Annotated in this window: 12 protein-coding genes and 1 pseudogene; 11 read left to right on the forward strand and 2 right to left on the reverse strand. The window is 70.4% G+C overall.

The annotated features are described in order from the left end of the window. Positions 1–102: 102 nt before the first annotated feature. The 8 genes and pseudogenes from ACLZOT_RS35090 (at position 103) to mutM (ending at position 8075) form a co-directional block, all read left to right on the forward strand. Positions 103–3090, forward strand: a complete 2988-nt coding sequence (locus tag ACLZOT_RS35090) for a helicase-related protein (RefSeq protein ID WP_416973190.1) — start codon at positions 103–105, stop codon at positions 3088–3090. A 31-nt stretch (positions 3091–3121) separates the two neighbouring features. Beyond that, positions 3122–3748 (forward strand): annotated as a pseudogene (gene rsmD / locus ACLZOT_RS35095) (16S rRNA (guanine(966)-N(2))-methyltransferase RsmD); the annotation flags it as partial. Next, positions 3745–4254 (forward strand): pantetheine-phosphate adenylyltransferase, encoded by a 510-nt coding sequence (gene coaD / locus ACLZOT_RS35100; protein ID WP_416973191.1) that lies wholly within the window; start codon positions 3745–3747, stop codon positions 4252–4254. The pseudogene rsmD and the gene coaD, both read left to right, overlap by 4 nt. Positions 4255–4320: 66 nt before the next feature. After that, entirely contained in the window at positions 4321–5385 is a 1065-nt protein-coding gene (locus tag ACLZOT_RS35105; RefSeq protein WP_416973192.1) for a cell division initiation protein, read from the forward strand. Positions 5386–5520: 135 nt separating this feature from the next. After that, on the forward strand, positions 5521–6165 hold the full coding sequence (locus tag ACLZOT_RS35110) for a YceD family protein (RefSeq protein ID WP_416973193.1): 645 nt from the start codon (positions 5521–5523) through the stop codon (positions 6163–6165). Between the two features lie 2 nt (positions 6166–6167). Continuing rightward, entirely contained in the window at positions 6168–6341 is a 174-nt protein-coding gene (rpmF, locus tag ACLZOT_RS35115; protein WP_007493396.1) for a 50S ribosomal protein L32, read from the forward strand. A gap of 17 nt (positions 6342–6358) precedes the next feature. Next, complete coding sequence (rnc, locus tag ACLZOT_RS35120) at positions 6359–7147, forward strand: ribonuclease III (protein ID WP_416973248.1); 789 nt, start codon at positions 6359–6361, stop codon at positions 7145–7147. 67 nt (positions 7148–7214) lie between these two features. Next, entirely contained in the window at positions 7215–8075 is an 861-nt protein-coding gene (gene mutM / locus ACLZOT_RS35125) for a bifunctional DNA-formamidopyrimidine glycosylase/DNA-(apurinic or apyrimidinic site) lyase (protein WP_416973194.1), read from the forward strand. On the opposite strand, the gene ACLZOT_RS35130 is transcribed toward mutM, so the two are convergent. Then, positions 8048–8446 (reverse strand): winged helix-turn-helix transcriptional regulator, encoded by a 399-nt coding sequence (locus tag ACLZOT_RS35130; protein ID WP_416973195.1) that lies wholly within the window; start codon positions 8444–8446, stop codon positions 8048–8050. The two genes, mutM and ACLZOT_RS35130, sit on opposite strands and share 28 nt — an antisense overlap. 67 nt (positions 8447–8513) lie before the next feature. Next, positions 8514–9539, reverse strand: coding sequence for a CAP domain-containing protein (locus ACLZOT_RS35135; protein ID WP_416973196.1), 1026 nt, complete (start codon positions 9537–9539; stop codon positions 8514–8516). 127 nt (positions 9540–9666) lie between these two features. Here ACLZOT_RS35135 and ACLZOT_RS35140 point away from each other — a divergent pair, with 127 nt between their 5' ends. The 3 genes from ACLZOT_RS35140 to ACLZOT_RS35150 all read left to right on the forward strand — a co-directional run bounded on the left by ACLZOT_RS35140 (position 9667) and on the right by ACLZOT_RS35150 (position 14549). Next, positions 9667–9948, forward strand: a complete 282-nt coding sequence (locus ACLZOT_RS35140) for an acylphosphatase (protein ID WP_416973197.1) — start codon at positions 9667–9669, stop codon at positions 9946–9948. Between the two features lie 357 nt (positions 9949–10305). Then, positions 10306–10509, forward strand: coding sequence for a hypothetical protein (locus ACLZOT_RS35145; protein ID WP_010353869.1), 204 nt, complete (start codon positions 10306–10308; stop codon positions 10507–10509). Positions 10510–10700: 191 nt separating this feature from the next. Then, a complete protein-coding gene (locus ACLZOT_RS35150) occupies positions 10701–14549 on the forward strand; it encodes an AAA family ATPase (RefSeq protein ID WP_416973198.1) in 3849 nt (1282 codons plus the stop codon). Positions 14550–14664: the final 115 nt, after the last annotated feature.

Raw genomic sequence — 14664 nt, forward strand, 5'->3', positions numbered from 1 at the left:
GCGGAAGGGATGGCGTGAGGCGCGACATACTAGGGCCCAAGCGACGCGGCTGACCAGGGGTTTCAGGACATGTCTAGGGGATTGTCAGTGGCGTGGTGTGCAATGGATCTCGTGCCCGCACTGGAAGAACCGCTCAAAAAAGTGCTCGGCCCCGCCACCGCGAAGGTGATGGCCGAGAACCTCGGCCTGCACACGGTCGGCGACCTCCTGCACCACTATCCGCGCAGATACGAGGAGCGCGGACAGCTCACCCACCTCGCCGACCTGCCCATGGACGAGCACGTGACGGTGGTCGCGATGGTCGCCGACGCCCGGCTGCACACGTTCGCTTCCTCCAAAGCCCCCCGCGGCAAGGGACAGCGACTGGAAGTCACCATCACCGACGGCAGCGGCCGCCTCCAACTCGTCTTCTTCGGCAACGGCGTGCACAAGCCCCACAAGGACCTCCTCCCCGGCACCCGTGCGATGTTCTCCGGCAAGGTCTCCGTCTTCAACCGCCGCCTCCAGCTCGCGCATCCCGCGTACCAGCTCCTCAAGGGCGACGACACCGAAGCGGGCGAGTCCGTGGAGACCTGGGCGGGAGCCCTGATCCCGCTCTACCCCGCCACGGCCAAGCTGGAGTCCTGGAAGCTCGCCAAGGCGATCCAGACGGTCCTGCCCACCGCCCAGGAGGCCCTGGACCCCCTCCCGCCCGCCCTGCGCGAGGGCCGCGGCCTCGTCTCCCTCCCCGAGGCCCTCCTCAAGATCCACCGCCCCCACACCAAGTCCGACGTCGCCGAGGCCCGCGCCCGCCTCAAATGGGACGAGGCGTTCGTCCTCCAGGTCGCCCTGGCCCGCCGCCGCCACGCCGACACCCTGCTCCCCGCCGTCCCCCGCGCCCCGTCCCCCGACGGCCTCCTCACCGCCTTCGACGACCGCCTCCCCTTCACCCTCACCGACGGCCAGCAGAAGGTCTCCAAGGAGATCTTCGACGACCTCGCGACGAGCCACCCGATGCACCGGCTCCTCCAGGGAGAGGTCGGTTCGGGCAAGGCCCAACCGCTCGACGCGCTGGTCCTCACCCCCACCGGATTCCGGCGGATGGGGAGTCTGGCTGTGGGCGACGAGGTCATCGTGCCGGAGGGCGAGATCGCGCTCGTCGACGGCGTCTTCCCGCAAGGGGAGCGGCCTGTCTGGCGCCTGGTCCTCTCCGACGGAAGCTCCGTGGAGTGCGACGACGAGCACCTGTGGATCGTCGGTACGGGCTGTGAGCCGCCCCAGGTGATGACGACCCGGGAGATCCGTCTGGACACGCTCGCAGCGGACGGGTCCACGAAGTGGCACATCCCGGCGGCGACCCCCGTCGACCTCGGAGGCGACGCCGCACTGCCGTCGGACCCCTACCTCCTCGGCCACGGCACGCTCCCCGAGTCCGTCCCCGAGGACTTCAAGAACACCTCGGTCAAGAACCGGCTCGCCCTGCTGCAAGGACTGCTGGACACGGACGGCACCGTCGACACCGACGGCACGGGCATCTCGCTCCGTTCCGCCTCACGCGGGCTCGCGGACGACGTCGCCTGGCTCGTCCGCTCCCTGGGCGGCCGGGCGCGGGTCCTGCCCGGGAAGGCCGCTTTCGACGTGTCGCTGGCTCTTCCGGACGAGTACGCCCCGTTCCGTCTGGCCCGCAAGGCCGCCCGTGTCCGTCCCCGGCCGCAGGACGACACTTTCCGGCGCGGTGTCCGGGCCGTCGAGTACGTGGGCCGCAAACCGGTCCGGTGCATCAGCGTCGCTCACCCCAGCCACGCCTACGTCACCGACAACTTCACCGTCACCCACAACACGATGGTCGCCCTGCGCGCCATGCTCGCCGTCGTCGACGCGGGCGGGCAGGCCGCGATGCTCGCGCCCACCGAGGTGCTCGCCCAGCAGCATCACCGGTCGGTCGTGGAGATGATGGGGGATCTCGCCGAGGGCGGGATGCTGGGCGGGTCCGAGCGGGCCACCAAGGTCGTGGTGCTCACGGGGTCGATGGGGGCCGCCGCCCGCAGGCAGGCGCTGCTCGACCTGGTGACCGGCGAGGCCGGCATCGTCATCGGGACGCACGCGCTGATCGAGGACAAGGTGCAGTTCCACGATCTGGGGCTGGTCGTCGTCGACGAGCAGCACCGCTTCGGGGTGGAGCAGCGGGACGCCCTCAGGGGCAAGGGCAAGCAGCCGCCCCACCTGCTCGTGATGACCGCGACGCCGATCCCCCGGACCGTCGCGATGACCGTCTTCGGCGACCTGGAGACGTCCGTCCTCGACCAGCTCCCGGCCGGACGCTCACCGATCGCCACCCACGTCGTCCCGGCCGCCGACAAGCCCCACTTCCTCACCCGCGCGTGGGAGCGGGTGCGCGAAGAGGTGGCCAAGGGACATCAGGCGTACGTCGTCTGCCCCCGCATCGGGGACGAGGAGGACGCCAAGAAGGCGAAGAAGGAGGCGGAGGGGGACAAGCGTCCGCCGCTCGCGGTTCTCGACGTCGCCGGCCAGCTCTCCGAGGGCCCGCTGAACGGGATCGAGGTCGAGGTCCTGCACGGCCGTATGCACCCGGACGACAAGGACGCCGTGATGCGGCGCTTCGCGGCGGGGGAGACCCACGTCCTCGTGGCGACGACGGTCATCGAGGTCGGCGTCAACGTCCCCAACGCCACCGCCATGGTCATCATGGACGCCGACCGCTTCGGAGTGTCCCAGCTCCACCAGCTCCGCGGCCGGGTGGGCCGGGGTTCCGCGCCGGGCCTCTGTCTCCTCGTCACGGACATGCCGGAGGCGAGCGCGGCCCGCCAGCGCCTCAACGCGGTCGCCTCGACACTGGACGGCTTCGAGCTGTCCCGCATCGACCTGGAGCAGCGCCGGGAGGGCGACGTCCTCGGCCAGGCCCAGTCGGGCGCGCGCACCTCCCTGAGGGTCCTGGAGGTCATCGAGGACGAGGAGGTCATCGCGGAGGCGCGCGAGGAGGCGACGAGGCTGGTGACGGAGAACCCGGACCTGGAGGGCCTGCCGGGGTTGAGGACAGCGCTGGACGCGCTGCTGGACGAGGAGAGGGAGCAGTACCTGGAGAAGGGCTGAGCCACACTGGACCTGTACTCGTCCCCGTACCAAGGACCTCAAGATGACTCGCGTGATCGCCGGCACCGCCGGCGGACGTCGACTGGCCGTCCCTCCGGGAACCGGCACCCGCCCGACCTCGGACCGCGCGCGCGAGGCCCTCATGTCCACCTGGGAATCCCTCCTCGCGGGCCCCTTCACGGACGAACGAGTCCTCGACCTCTACGCGGGCTCGGGCGCCGTCGGCCTGGAAGCCCTCTCCCGGGGCGCGAGCCACACCCTCCTCGTGGAAGCCGACCCCAAAGCGGTGCGAACCATCCGCGAGAACGTCGGGAACCTCGCCCTCCCCGGCGCCGAGGTCCGCCAGGGCAAGGCCGAACAGATCATCCAGGCGCCCCCCACGGCCCCTTACGACCTCGCCTTCCTCGACCCCCCCTACGCGGTCGCAGATCACGATCTTCGCGAGATCCTCCTCACACTCCGCACCGAACGCTGGCTCACACCGGACGCGATCGTCACCGTGGAGCGCAGCACCAGAGGCGGAGAATTCCACTGGCCGGCGGGTTTCGAGGCGGTCAAGGCCCGTCGCTACGGCGAGGGAACGTTTTGGTACGGTCGCGCCGCCACGGGCGACAACGCCACCGTCGGCGACGCCTCTACGTGCGAAGACGCACGATGACCGGACCGGAGAGCGAGGGATCACAAGTGCGCCGCGCCGTCTGTCCCGGGTCGTTCGACCCGATCACCAACGGACACCTCGACATCATCTCCCGCGCCTCCCGCCTCTACGACGAGGTGTACGTCGCGGTGATGATCAACAAATCGAAGCAGGGCCTCTTCGAGGTCGACGAGCGGATCGACCTGATCCGCCAGGTCACGGCCGAGTACGGCAACGTACGCGTGGAGTCCTTCCACGGACTGCTGGTCGACTTCTGCAAACAGCGGGACATCCCCGCGATCGTCAAGGGCCTCAGAGCGGTCAGTGACTTCGACTACGAGCTCCAGATGGCGCAGATGAACATCGGCCTGTCCGGGGTGGAGACGCTGTTCGTGCCGACGAACCCGGAGTACAGCTTCCTGTCGTCCTCGCTCGTCAAGGAGGTCGCGACCTGGGGCGGCGACGTGGCGCATCTCGTGCCGCCGATCGTCCTCGCGGCGCTCAACGAGCGCCTGCGCAAGGACTGATGGGACGCCGGGGGCTACAGTCGCCCTGTCCGTCTCCAACACAGCGGTAGAGAGTGGCGAGCCTAGGTGGACGTACAGAAGAAGCTCGACGAGATCGTCGCCGCGGTGTCCGGCGCGAGGTCGATGCCCATGTCGGCCTCGTGCGTGGTCAACCGCGCCGACCTGCTCGCCCTGCTGGAGGAGGTCCGGGCCGCGCTGCCCGACTCCCTCGCCCAGGCCGAGGAGCTGATCGGCGGCCGTGACGAGATGGTCCAGCAGGCCCGCCAGGAGGCCGAGCGGATCATCACCACCGCGCACGCCGAGCGCGGCTCGCTGATCTCCGGCACCGAGGTCGCCCGCAGCTCGCAGGCGGAGGCGGACCGCATCCTCGCGGAGGCCCGCAGGGACGCGGAGGAGGTCCGCGCCGAGGCCGACGAGTACGTCGACTCCAAGCTCGCCAACTTCGAGGTCGTCCTCACCAAGACCCTCGGCTCGGTCGGCCGGGGCCGCGAGAAGCTCCTCGGCACCGGCCCGGGCCTGGACGAGAACGGCTACGAGGACGAGGACGCCCCCGAGCGCAGCCACGACCCGGAGATCCTGCGCAAGGACGCCGACGCGTACGTCGACGCCAAGCTGGGCGCCTTCGAGGCGGTCCTCGCCAAGACGCTGGAGGCGGTCGGCCGGGGCCGCGACAAGCTGCACGGCCGGATCGCCACCGACGACCTCGGCGCCCTCGCCGACGACACCTCGACCTTCCAGCACTCCTCGGACGCCGACTACCTCGCCGACCTCGCGGCCCTCTCCGACCGCGAGGAGTCCTCCCGCACCGGCTCGACCCCGCTCCCGGCCCAGACCGAGCAGCCCGCCGCACCGGCTTACGAGCCGCAGCCCGCCTACGGCTACCAGGACGGCTACGGCGGCTACGAGCAGCCGTACGCCCAGCCGGACCCGTACGCCTACCAGCAGGCCGACCCGTACGCGGCGAGCGCCTACCAGGGCTACGAGCAGCAGCAGGCGTACGACCCGCAGCAGGCCCAGCAGCCGCAGCAGCACGCCCAGCAGGCGTACGCCCTCGACGAGACGAGCCTCTTCGACACCGGCATGATCACGCCGGAGCAGCTGCGGGCGTACGAGCAGGGGCGAGGGCTCTAGCCAGGACCCGGATTGGGCTGTGGGCGAAAGCTCCAGTATCCTGGCTCTTCGGTCGCGTGCACATCAGCGATCAGCGCTGCCCCGAAACACCGCTGGGCGGCGTCCCCTCCAGCTCGGAAGAGATCGAAAGCAGGAATGGCCGCGAACGCCCGCCTCGACCACCGCAACCCCCTCGTGTTCGACACGCACGAGCTGGGCCGGCGGCCTGGCGCGCTCCAGCGCCTGACCCGTGAGATCGACGCCCCCCGGGATCTCGGGATCGAAGGGGTCGTCGGGGTGCCGGAAGGCGCCCCGGTCGAGCTGGAACTCCGGCTGGAGTCGGTCATGGACGGGGTGCTTGTCACAGGTACCGCCCGTGCACAGGCCAAGGGGGAGTGCGTAAGGTGTCTGGAGCCGGTCGGCCTTGAGGTCGACGCGGACTTCCAGGAGATGTTCTCGTACCCTGACGCCGACGACCGTGGCCGCCCCAAGGCGGAACCGGCCGACGACGCCGAGGACGACGAGGACACGCTCTTCGTCGAGGACGGCCTGTTCGACCTCGAACCGGTGCTGCGTGACGCGGTGGTGCTCGCACTGCCGATGCAGCCGGTGTGCCAGGAAGACTGCCCGGGACTGTGCTCCGAGTGCGGAGCGCGGCTCGCGGACGACCCGGACCACCAGCACGACGCCGTCGACATCCGTTGGGCGGCATTGCAGGGACTCTCGGGTTCGCTCGAATCCGATGAGAAGGACAAGATCAGCGGCGCTGAAGCAGGCGTCGACGAGAAGCAGGAGAAGTAGCCGTGGCTGTTCCGAAGCGGAAGATGTCGCGCAGCAACACGCGCCACCGCCGGTCGCAGTGGAAGGCTGCGGTCCCCACCCTGGTTGCGTGCGAGCGCTGCCACGAGCCCAAGCTGCAGCACATCGCGTGCCCGTCTTGCGGCACCTACAACAAGCGCCAGGTCCTCGAAGTCTGAGGCTGGTGAGAGGCACTGTGTCCACGCCGAAGAAAAACTCTGCGGACAACACGGCCTCGTCCCACACGCTTCTGGAAGGGCGGCTCGGCTACCGGCTGGAGTCCGCCCTTCTGGTGCGTGCGCTGACGCACCGTTCCTACGCGTACGAGAACGGCGGTCTGCCGACGAACGAGCGGCTGGAGTTCCTCGGGGACTCCGTGCTCGGTCTCGTCGTCACCGACACGCTGTACAACACCCACCCCGACCTCCCGGAAGGCCAACTGGCCAAGCTCCGGGCCGCGGTGGTCAACTCGCGCGCGCTGGCGGAGGTCGGCCGTGGCCTCGACCTCGGCTCCTTCATCCGGCTCGGCCGGGGTGAAGAGGGCACGGGCGGCCGGGACAAGGCGTCCATCCTCGCCGACACCCTCGAAGCGGTGATCGGCGCGGTCTATCTCGACCAGGGCCTCGACGCGGCCTCCGAACTGGTGCACCGCCTGTTCGACCCGCTGATCGAGAAGTCCTCGAACCTCGGTGCCGGCCTGGACTGGAAGACCAGTCTCCAGGAGCTCACCGCGACCGAAGGGCTCGGTGTCCCCGAGTACCTGGTCACGGAGACCGGCCCCGACCACGAGAAGACCTTCACTGCTGCCGCCCGCGTCGGAGGCGTCTCGTACGGCACCGGCACCGGCCGCAGCAAGAAGGAGGCGGAGCAGCAAGCCGCCGAGTCCGCGTGGCGCGCGATCCGCGCCGCCGCGGACGAACGGATCAAGCAGGAGGAGGCGGCCGCTGCCGAAGCCGCCGCCGACGCCGAATCCGCCTCCGCGTAAGTACTGATCACCGAGCGCCCACCCCGTCCGCGGGGCCGGGCGCTCGGTTCACATCCGGGGGAGCGCCATGCCCGAGTTGCCCGAGGTCGAGGTCGTCCGGCGGGGTCTTCAGCGGTGGGTGGCCGGCCGCACGGTCGCCGACGCGGAGGTCCTGCACCCCAGAGCCGTACGCCGCCACCTGGCCGGCGCCGACGACTTCGCGCACCGCCTCAAGGGGCACCGGATCGGTACGCCGTCCCGGCGCGGCAAGTACCTGTGGCTGCCCCTCGACGACGGCGGCCAGGCGATCCTGGCGCACCTCGGCATGAGCGGCCAGCTCCTGGTCCAGCCCCCGGACGCGGCCGACGAGAAGCACCTGCGCATCCGGGTCCGTTTCGCGGACGAGGTCCAGACCCAGCTGCGCTTCGTCGACCAGCGCACCTTCGGCGGCCTCTCCCTGCACGACACGACGGACGACGGCCTCCCGGACGTCATCGGCCACATCGCCCGCGACCCGCTGGACCCCCTCTTCGACGACGAGGCGTTCCACGAGGCCCTGCGCCGCAAGCGCACCACGATCAAGCGCGCCCTCCTGGACCAGTCCCTGATCAGCGGCGTCGGCAACATCTACGCGGACGAGGCCCTCTGGCGCTCCCGCCTGCACTACGACCGCCCGACCACCGGCTTCACCCGCCCCCGTACGACCGAACTCCTCGGCCACGTCCGGGACGTGATGAACGCGGCCCTCGCGGTGGGCGGCACGAGCTTCGACAGCCTGTACGTCAACGTCAACGGCGAGTCGGGCTACTTCGACCGCTCCCTGGACGCGTACGGCCGCGAGGGCGAGCCGTGCCACCGCTGCGGAACGGCGATGCGCAGACGGCCGTGGATGAACAGGTCCAGCTACTTCTGCCCGAGGTGTCAGCGCCCGCCGCGCGTCTCGTCGTAGCTGCTGCGGGCGACCAGCACGTCGTCCATGTGGCCCTCGACGAACTGGATCAGGGCCAGGAGGCGTTCGGCGACGTCGCGGCCGAGGGGCGTCAACTCGTAGTCCACGCGCGGGGGGTTGGTGGGCTGGGCCTCGCGGTGGACGAAGCCGTCGCGCTCCAGGGCGTGGAGGGTCTGGGAGAGCATCTTCTCGCTGACGCCGTCGACGCGGCGGCGCAGTTCGTTGAAGCGCAGGGAGCCTTCGTACAGCGCGCCCAGGGTCAGGGCGCCCCACTTGCCGGTGACGTGTTCCAGGGTTCCCCGCGAGGCGCAGGCTTTCGCGAACACGCTGTACGGCAGGTCCTCGACGGGGGGCTCCTGGATGCTGGTCATGGGGTAAGGGTAGGGGAAAGAGGCGCTTACCGACAGGTTGCACTAACTATCGGTAAGCGCTAACTGGTCAGTAGCCGAAGTCCTGCGTCCACCACGGCCCGCCCGAACCGAAGTGCACCCCGACCCCCAGCGTCTTGAAGTCGCAGTTCAGGATGTTCGCCTTGTGGCCGGGGCTGTTCATCCACGCCTCCATCACGGACGCGGCGTCGGCCTGGCCCCGGGCGATGTTCTCGCCCGCGAGGTCGCTGATGCCGGCCGCGGAGGCCCGGTCCCAGGGGGACTTGCCGTCCGGGTCGGTGTGGTCGAAGAAGCCCCGCGCGGCCATGTCCTCGCTGAACTCCTGCGCGAGGCCGGCGAGCGCGCTGTTCGCGGACAGGGCGCTGCACCCGACCTTCGCCCGCTCCTCGTTGACGAGCACCAGGACCTGGGCGGCGGCCTGCAACTCCGCCGACACGGCGCTAGCGGCCTTCGCCGGGGCCTGGGCTGCGGGCTTCTCGGCCGGGGTCTCCTTTGCGGGCGCCTCGGCCGCCTCGGCAGCCTTGGACGGGGTGGCGGAAGGTTTCGCCTCGGCCGCCTTCTTCTCCGGCGCCTTCTTCTCCTTCTCCGGCGCGGGCTTCGGCGCCAGGGAGGGGGATGCCGCGGGGGCCTTCGGCGCCGTTCCGGCCGCGCTGTCCGCCGTACCCGCCGCGCCGCCCTGCTCGGAGGCCGCGTTGGTGGGGGAGTCGGAGGCGCTGACGTGCTTGCCGGAGGCGTCGGAGGAGCTGTCGCCGCCGAGCTTGTAGCTCTCCAGGCCCGGGACGATCCCCGACGTCACCGCGACCGCGCCGAGCGCGACCGCCGCCGAGACACCCAGCAGGCCGGTGCGCACGGGGCGCTTCCTGCGGCGCCGGTGCGGGGCGCCGGAGGCCGTCTCGGCCGCCGTGTCCGTCGCGTACAGGTAGTCGGAGCTGAGCGCGTTGGCGTCCGCGTACGCCTCGGGGTCCACGGAGGGCGGCATGCCCATCCCCGGGGTGTGCTCCTCCTCGCGGGCCTCGGTGCCGTACGCGTGGCCCGTCTCGGCGCGTCCGGCGGCGGAGCGTCGGTGGCGTCCCATCTGCTGGCCTTCCTCGCGGTCGCCCCGAATCACTCGATCGGGTGAGTTTCTTTTGGGTGGGGACGGTACCCCATGACGTCCGAGGAGGAAGTGTCCTGAGCGACATCGGTCTGGTTGGGTTGCCTCCATGAGCGAGGACGCACGACTGGTCGCCTGGGTCCGTGGACACGTACAGGGCGTGGGATTCCGCTGGTTCACGCGGGCCAAGGCACTGGAGATCGGAGGGCTGAGTGGTTTTGCTCTCAATTTGGCCGACGGGCGCGTACAAGTCGTCGCCGAGGGGACCCGGGGCGACTGTGAGGGACTGCTGAACTGGCTGACAGGAGACGACACGCCCGGCCGTGTGGACGGTGTCACCGAGATTTGGGACACACCCCGGGGCGGGTACGACGGATTCGCGATCCGCTGAGCCCCGAGGGGGTGCGCGGTGCGCGGGATCGGGTGCCCGGAGGAAAAGAAGCAGGTGGTTGCCAAGAAGCGCGCGCTCTGGCAGGCTCCCCGTCCAAGTGTGACCGCCACGCCCCCGGGCTCCGCGAGGCTCGCGGCACCGCCGCAGGGCGCCGTGCCCGCCGCTCGGGGCGCTCCGTACGGGGCGTGATCGTGTTGACCGTCAAACTTTTTGGTGAGACGCTGAGGGAACCCCGCGCACCTAGCTGTTCGGCATGGATGAACGGCAGCTACAACAGATCCTGCCCAGAAGCCGGGTGCGATTCCCTCACGACCCACACCGTTTCGGTCGGTCACTCAGTGTGGAGGACCATCCATCATGGCAAAGGCGCTTCTCGGTTACGTCGGCGGTTCCGACCCGCGACTCCTCGCCGAGATGCGACGGCTCCAGCAGCGCGTCCAGGATCTGGAATCCGAGCTCGGACGGATCCAGGCCGAGAACGACGCACTGACGGCTGCCGCTTCTCACGACAGGCTCATGGAGAGCATCGACGCACACCAGCCGGAGCCTGCGTTCACCTGATCGCTGCTGCACCGCTCCACGGCACCGTTTGAGTTGTCAAGATTTGCAAGGGACGCCTCGGCGTCCCTTCTTTTCTTTCCGGCGACTTCCCCGCGTCTTCTCGTCGCCCCCGCTCACCCTCTTCAACGTGTGGTGTGCCCGGCGCGTTCACCCACGAAACCGCCGGGCCCCGACGGGTAGAGTCCGACGGCGTGCACCTCAAGGCCCTGACCCTGCGCGGGTTCAAGTCGTTCGCCTCGGCGACCACGCTCCGGTTCGAACCGGGGATCACCTGTGTCGTGGGGCCCAACGGGTCGGGCAAGTCCAACGTCGTCGACGCCCTCACCTGGGTCATGGGCGAGCACAGCGCCAAATCCCTGCGCGGCGGCAAGATGGAGGACGTCATCTTCGCCGGCACCACCGGCCGCCCTCCGCTCGGCCGCGCCGAGGTCTCCCTCACCATCGACAACTCCGACGGCGCGCTGCCCATCGAGTACGCCGAGGTCACCATCACCCGGATCATGTTCCGGGGCGGCTCCAGCGAGTACCAGATCAACGGCGACACCTGCCGGCTCCTCGACATCCAGGACCTCCTGTCCGACTCCGGCATCGGCCGTGAGATGCACGTCATCGTCGGGCAGGGCCAGCTCGACTCCGTCCTGCACGCCGACCCCATGGGCCGCCGCGCCTTCATCGAAGAGGCCGCCGGCGTCCTCAAACACCGCAAGCGGAAAGAGAAGGCGCTCCGCAAGCTCGACGCGATGCAGGCCAACCTCTCCCGTGTCCAGGACCTCACCGACGAACTCCGCCGCCAGCTCAAGCCGCTCGGCCGGCAGGCCGCCGTCGCCCGCCGGGCCGCCGTCATCCAGGCCGACCTGCGGGACGCCCGCCTCAGGCTCCTCGCCGACGACCTCGTACGCCTGCGGGCCGCCCTCCGCACCGAGATCGCCGACGAGGCCGCGCTCAAGCAGCGCAAGGAGACGGCCGAACAGGACCTCAGGAAGGCCCTCCAGCGCGAAGCCCACCTGGAGGACGAGGTCCGCCGGCTCGCCCCGCGCCTCCAGCGCACCCAGCAGACCTGGTACGAACTCTCCCAGCTCGCCGAACGCGTCCGGGGCACCATCTCCCTCGCCGACGCCCGCGTGACGAGCGCGACCTCCGCACCTCCCGAGGAACGCCGGGGCCGCGACCCCGAGGACCTCGAACGCGAGGCGGCCCGCGTCCGCGAACAGGAAGCGGAACTGGAGGCCGCCCTCGAAGCCGCCGAACGCGCCCTGGAGGACACGGTCGCCCACCGCGCCGACCTCGAACACGAGCTGGCCACCGAGGAACGCCGCCTCAAGGACGCGGCCCGAGCCATCGCCGACCGCCGCGAGGGCCTCGCGCGCCTCGGCGGCCAGGTCAACGCGGCCCGTTCGCGCGCGGCTTCGGCGCAGGCCGAGATCGACCGGCTGGCGTCCGCGCGGGACGAGGCCCAGGAACGCGCGGCCACCGCACAGGAGGAGTACGAGGCACTGCGGGCCGAAGTGGACGGCCTGGACACCGAGGACTCCAACCTCGCCGAGGCCCACGAAACAGCGAAACGCGAACTGTCCCAGGCCGAGGCGACCCTGAGCGCGGCCCGAGAAGCGCACGCGACAGCGGAACGCGAACGCGCGGCGACCAAGGCGAGGCACGACGCCCTGTCCCTCGGCCTGCGCCGCAAGGACGGCACGGGAATACTGCTCGCGGCCAAGGACCGGCTGACCGGCGTACTGGGCCCGGCGGCAGAGCTGTTGAGCATCACACCGGGCTACGAGATCGCACTCGCGACAGCGTTCGGCGCGGCGGCGGACGCGGTCGCGGTGACGGGGGTGAAGCAGGCGGCGGAGGCGATCCGGTTGCTGCGGAAGCAGGACGGGGGGAGGGCGACGCTGCTGCTGGCGGGGGGACCGGAGGCGGCTGAGCCCTTGCAGCGGACGGCGGGACCCGCGTCCCTCAGGGGCGCGGGGCTGTGTCCGATGTGCGGCTACCGCCGCGCGGGCGCGACACCCGCAGCCGATGGTCTCAGCGCAACCACGTCTCTCAGGGGCGCGGGGCTGTGTCCGATGTGCGGCTACCGCCGCGCGGGCGCGACACCCGCAGCCGATGATCTCAGCGCAACCACGTCTCTCAGGGGCGCGGGGAACTGCGCGATCAACCACGATGCACCCGCAGACGACGAACAACAGGACGCGGCACCTTCCAGGGGCGCAGGGAACTGCGCGAACAACCACAACGAACCCGCACCCGCCACACCCCCTCTCGCCACCGACCTGGTCCGCGCCCCCACCGACCTCCTCCCGGCGATCCACCACCTTCTCCACGACATCGCCGTGGTCAACACCCTCGAAGAAGCCGAACAACTCATCCGCGCCCACCCCCACTTGACCGCGGTCACCACCGAAGGCGACCTCCTCTCCCCCCACCTCGCCCACGGCGGCTCGGCCGGCGCCCCCAGCCTCCTCGAAGTCCAGGCGTCCGTGGACGAAGCGGCGGCGGAGCTGGAGGAACTCGCCGTCCGCTGCGAGGAGTTGTCGGCACAACAGGACGCGGCGAAAGAGCACCGCGGGGATTCCGCGGCCCGAGTCGAGGAGCTGGCCGACCAACGCCGGACCGCGGACCGGGAGAAGTCCGCGGTGGCCCAGCAACTGGGCCGCCTCGCAGGCCAGTCGAGAGGCGCGACCGGCGAGGCGGAGAGGGCCACGGCAGCGGCGGCCCGCGCCCAGGACGCCCTGGACAAGGCACTCGAAGAAGTCGAGATCCTCGCCGAACGCCTCACGGTCGCCGAGGAGTTGCCCGTGGAGGAGGAACCCGACACCGCCGTACGGGACCGTCTCGCCGCGGACGGCGCGAACGCCCGGCAGACGGAGATGGAGGCCCGCCTCCAGGCCCGTACGCACGAGGAGCGGGTCAAGGCCCTTGCGGGCAGGGCCGATTCACTGGACCGCGCGGCGCGGGCGGAGCGCGAGGCGAGGTCGAGGGCGGAGCAGCGGCAGCGCAGGCTGAAGTACGAGGCGACCGTGGCGGGCGCCGTCGCGGAGGGCGCCCGGCGCCTCCTCGCGCAGGTCGAACTCTCCGTGACCCGCGCCGCGCAGGAACGTGCCGAGGCCGAGGCCGAGAAGACCGCCAAGGAACAGGAGCTGGCGGCGGAGCGGACCGTCGGCCGGGACCTCAAGGCCGAGCTGGACAAGCTGACCGACTCGGTGCACAGGGGCGAGGTGCTCGGCGCCGAGAAGCGGATGCGGATCGAGCAGGTCGAGACGAAGGCGCTGGAGGAGCTGGGCGTCGAACCGGAGGGCCTGGTCACCGAGTACGGCCCGCATCAGCTCGTCCCGCCCTCGCCCCCGGCGGAGGGGGAGGAGCCGGAGGAGGACCCGCGGCCGGTGCCCTTCGTCCGCGCCGAGCAGGAGAAGCGGCTGAGGTCGGCCGAACGGGCGTACCAGCAGCTCGGCAAGGTGAACCCGCTCGCGCTTGAGGAGTTCGCGGCGCTGGAGGAACGCCACAAGTTCCTCAGCGAGCAGCTGGAGGACCTGAAGAAGACGCGCACGGATCTCCTCCAGGTCGTGAAGGAGGTGGACGAGCGCGTCGAGCAGGTGTTCAGCGAGGCGTACCGGGACACGGCGCGGGAGTTCGAGGGGGTCTTCGGGCGCCTCTTCCCCGGCGGTGAGGGCCGGCTGATCCTGACGGATCCGGACAACATGCTGACGACGGGTGTGGACGTCGAGGCCCGCCCGCCCGGCAAGAAGGTCAAGCGGCTGTCGCTGCTGTCGGGCGGGGAGCGGTCGCTGACCGCCGTAGCCCTGCTGGTGTCGATCTTCAAGGCGCGGCCGAGCCCGTTCTACGTGATGGACGAGGTGGAGGCGGCGCTCGACGACACGAACCTGCAGCGGCTGATCCGGATCATGCAGGAGTTGCAGGAGTCGTCGCAGCTGATCGTGATCACGCACCAGAAGCGGACGATGGAGGTTGCGGACGCGCTGTACGGGGTGTCGATGCAGGGGGACGGGGTTTCGAAGGTGATCTCGCAGCGGCTGCGGTGAAGGGTGTGGATGGTGTGATGAATGAGGATTGAGTTCAAGACTTGAATACATTCCGGTCCAGGAGTGACTGTCATCTCACATCACCCCGCATTGGAGTTCACAACTTGAAGGCATA

This window comes from Streptomyces sp. 4F14, assembly GCF_048159485.1.
Lineage (GTDB): Bacteria > Actinomycetota > Actinomycetes > Streptomycetales > Streptomycetaceae > Streptomyces.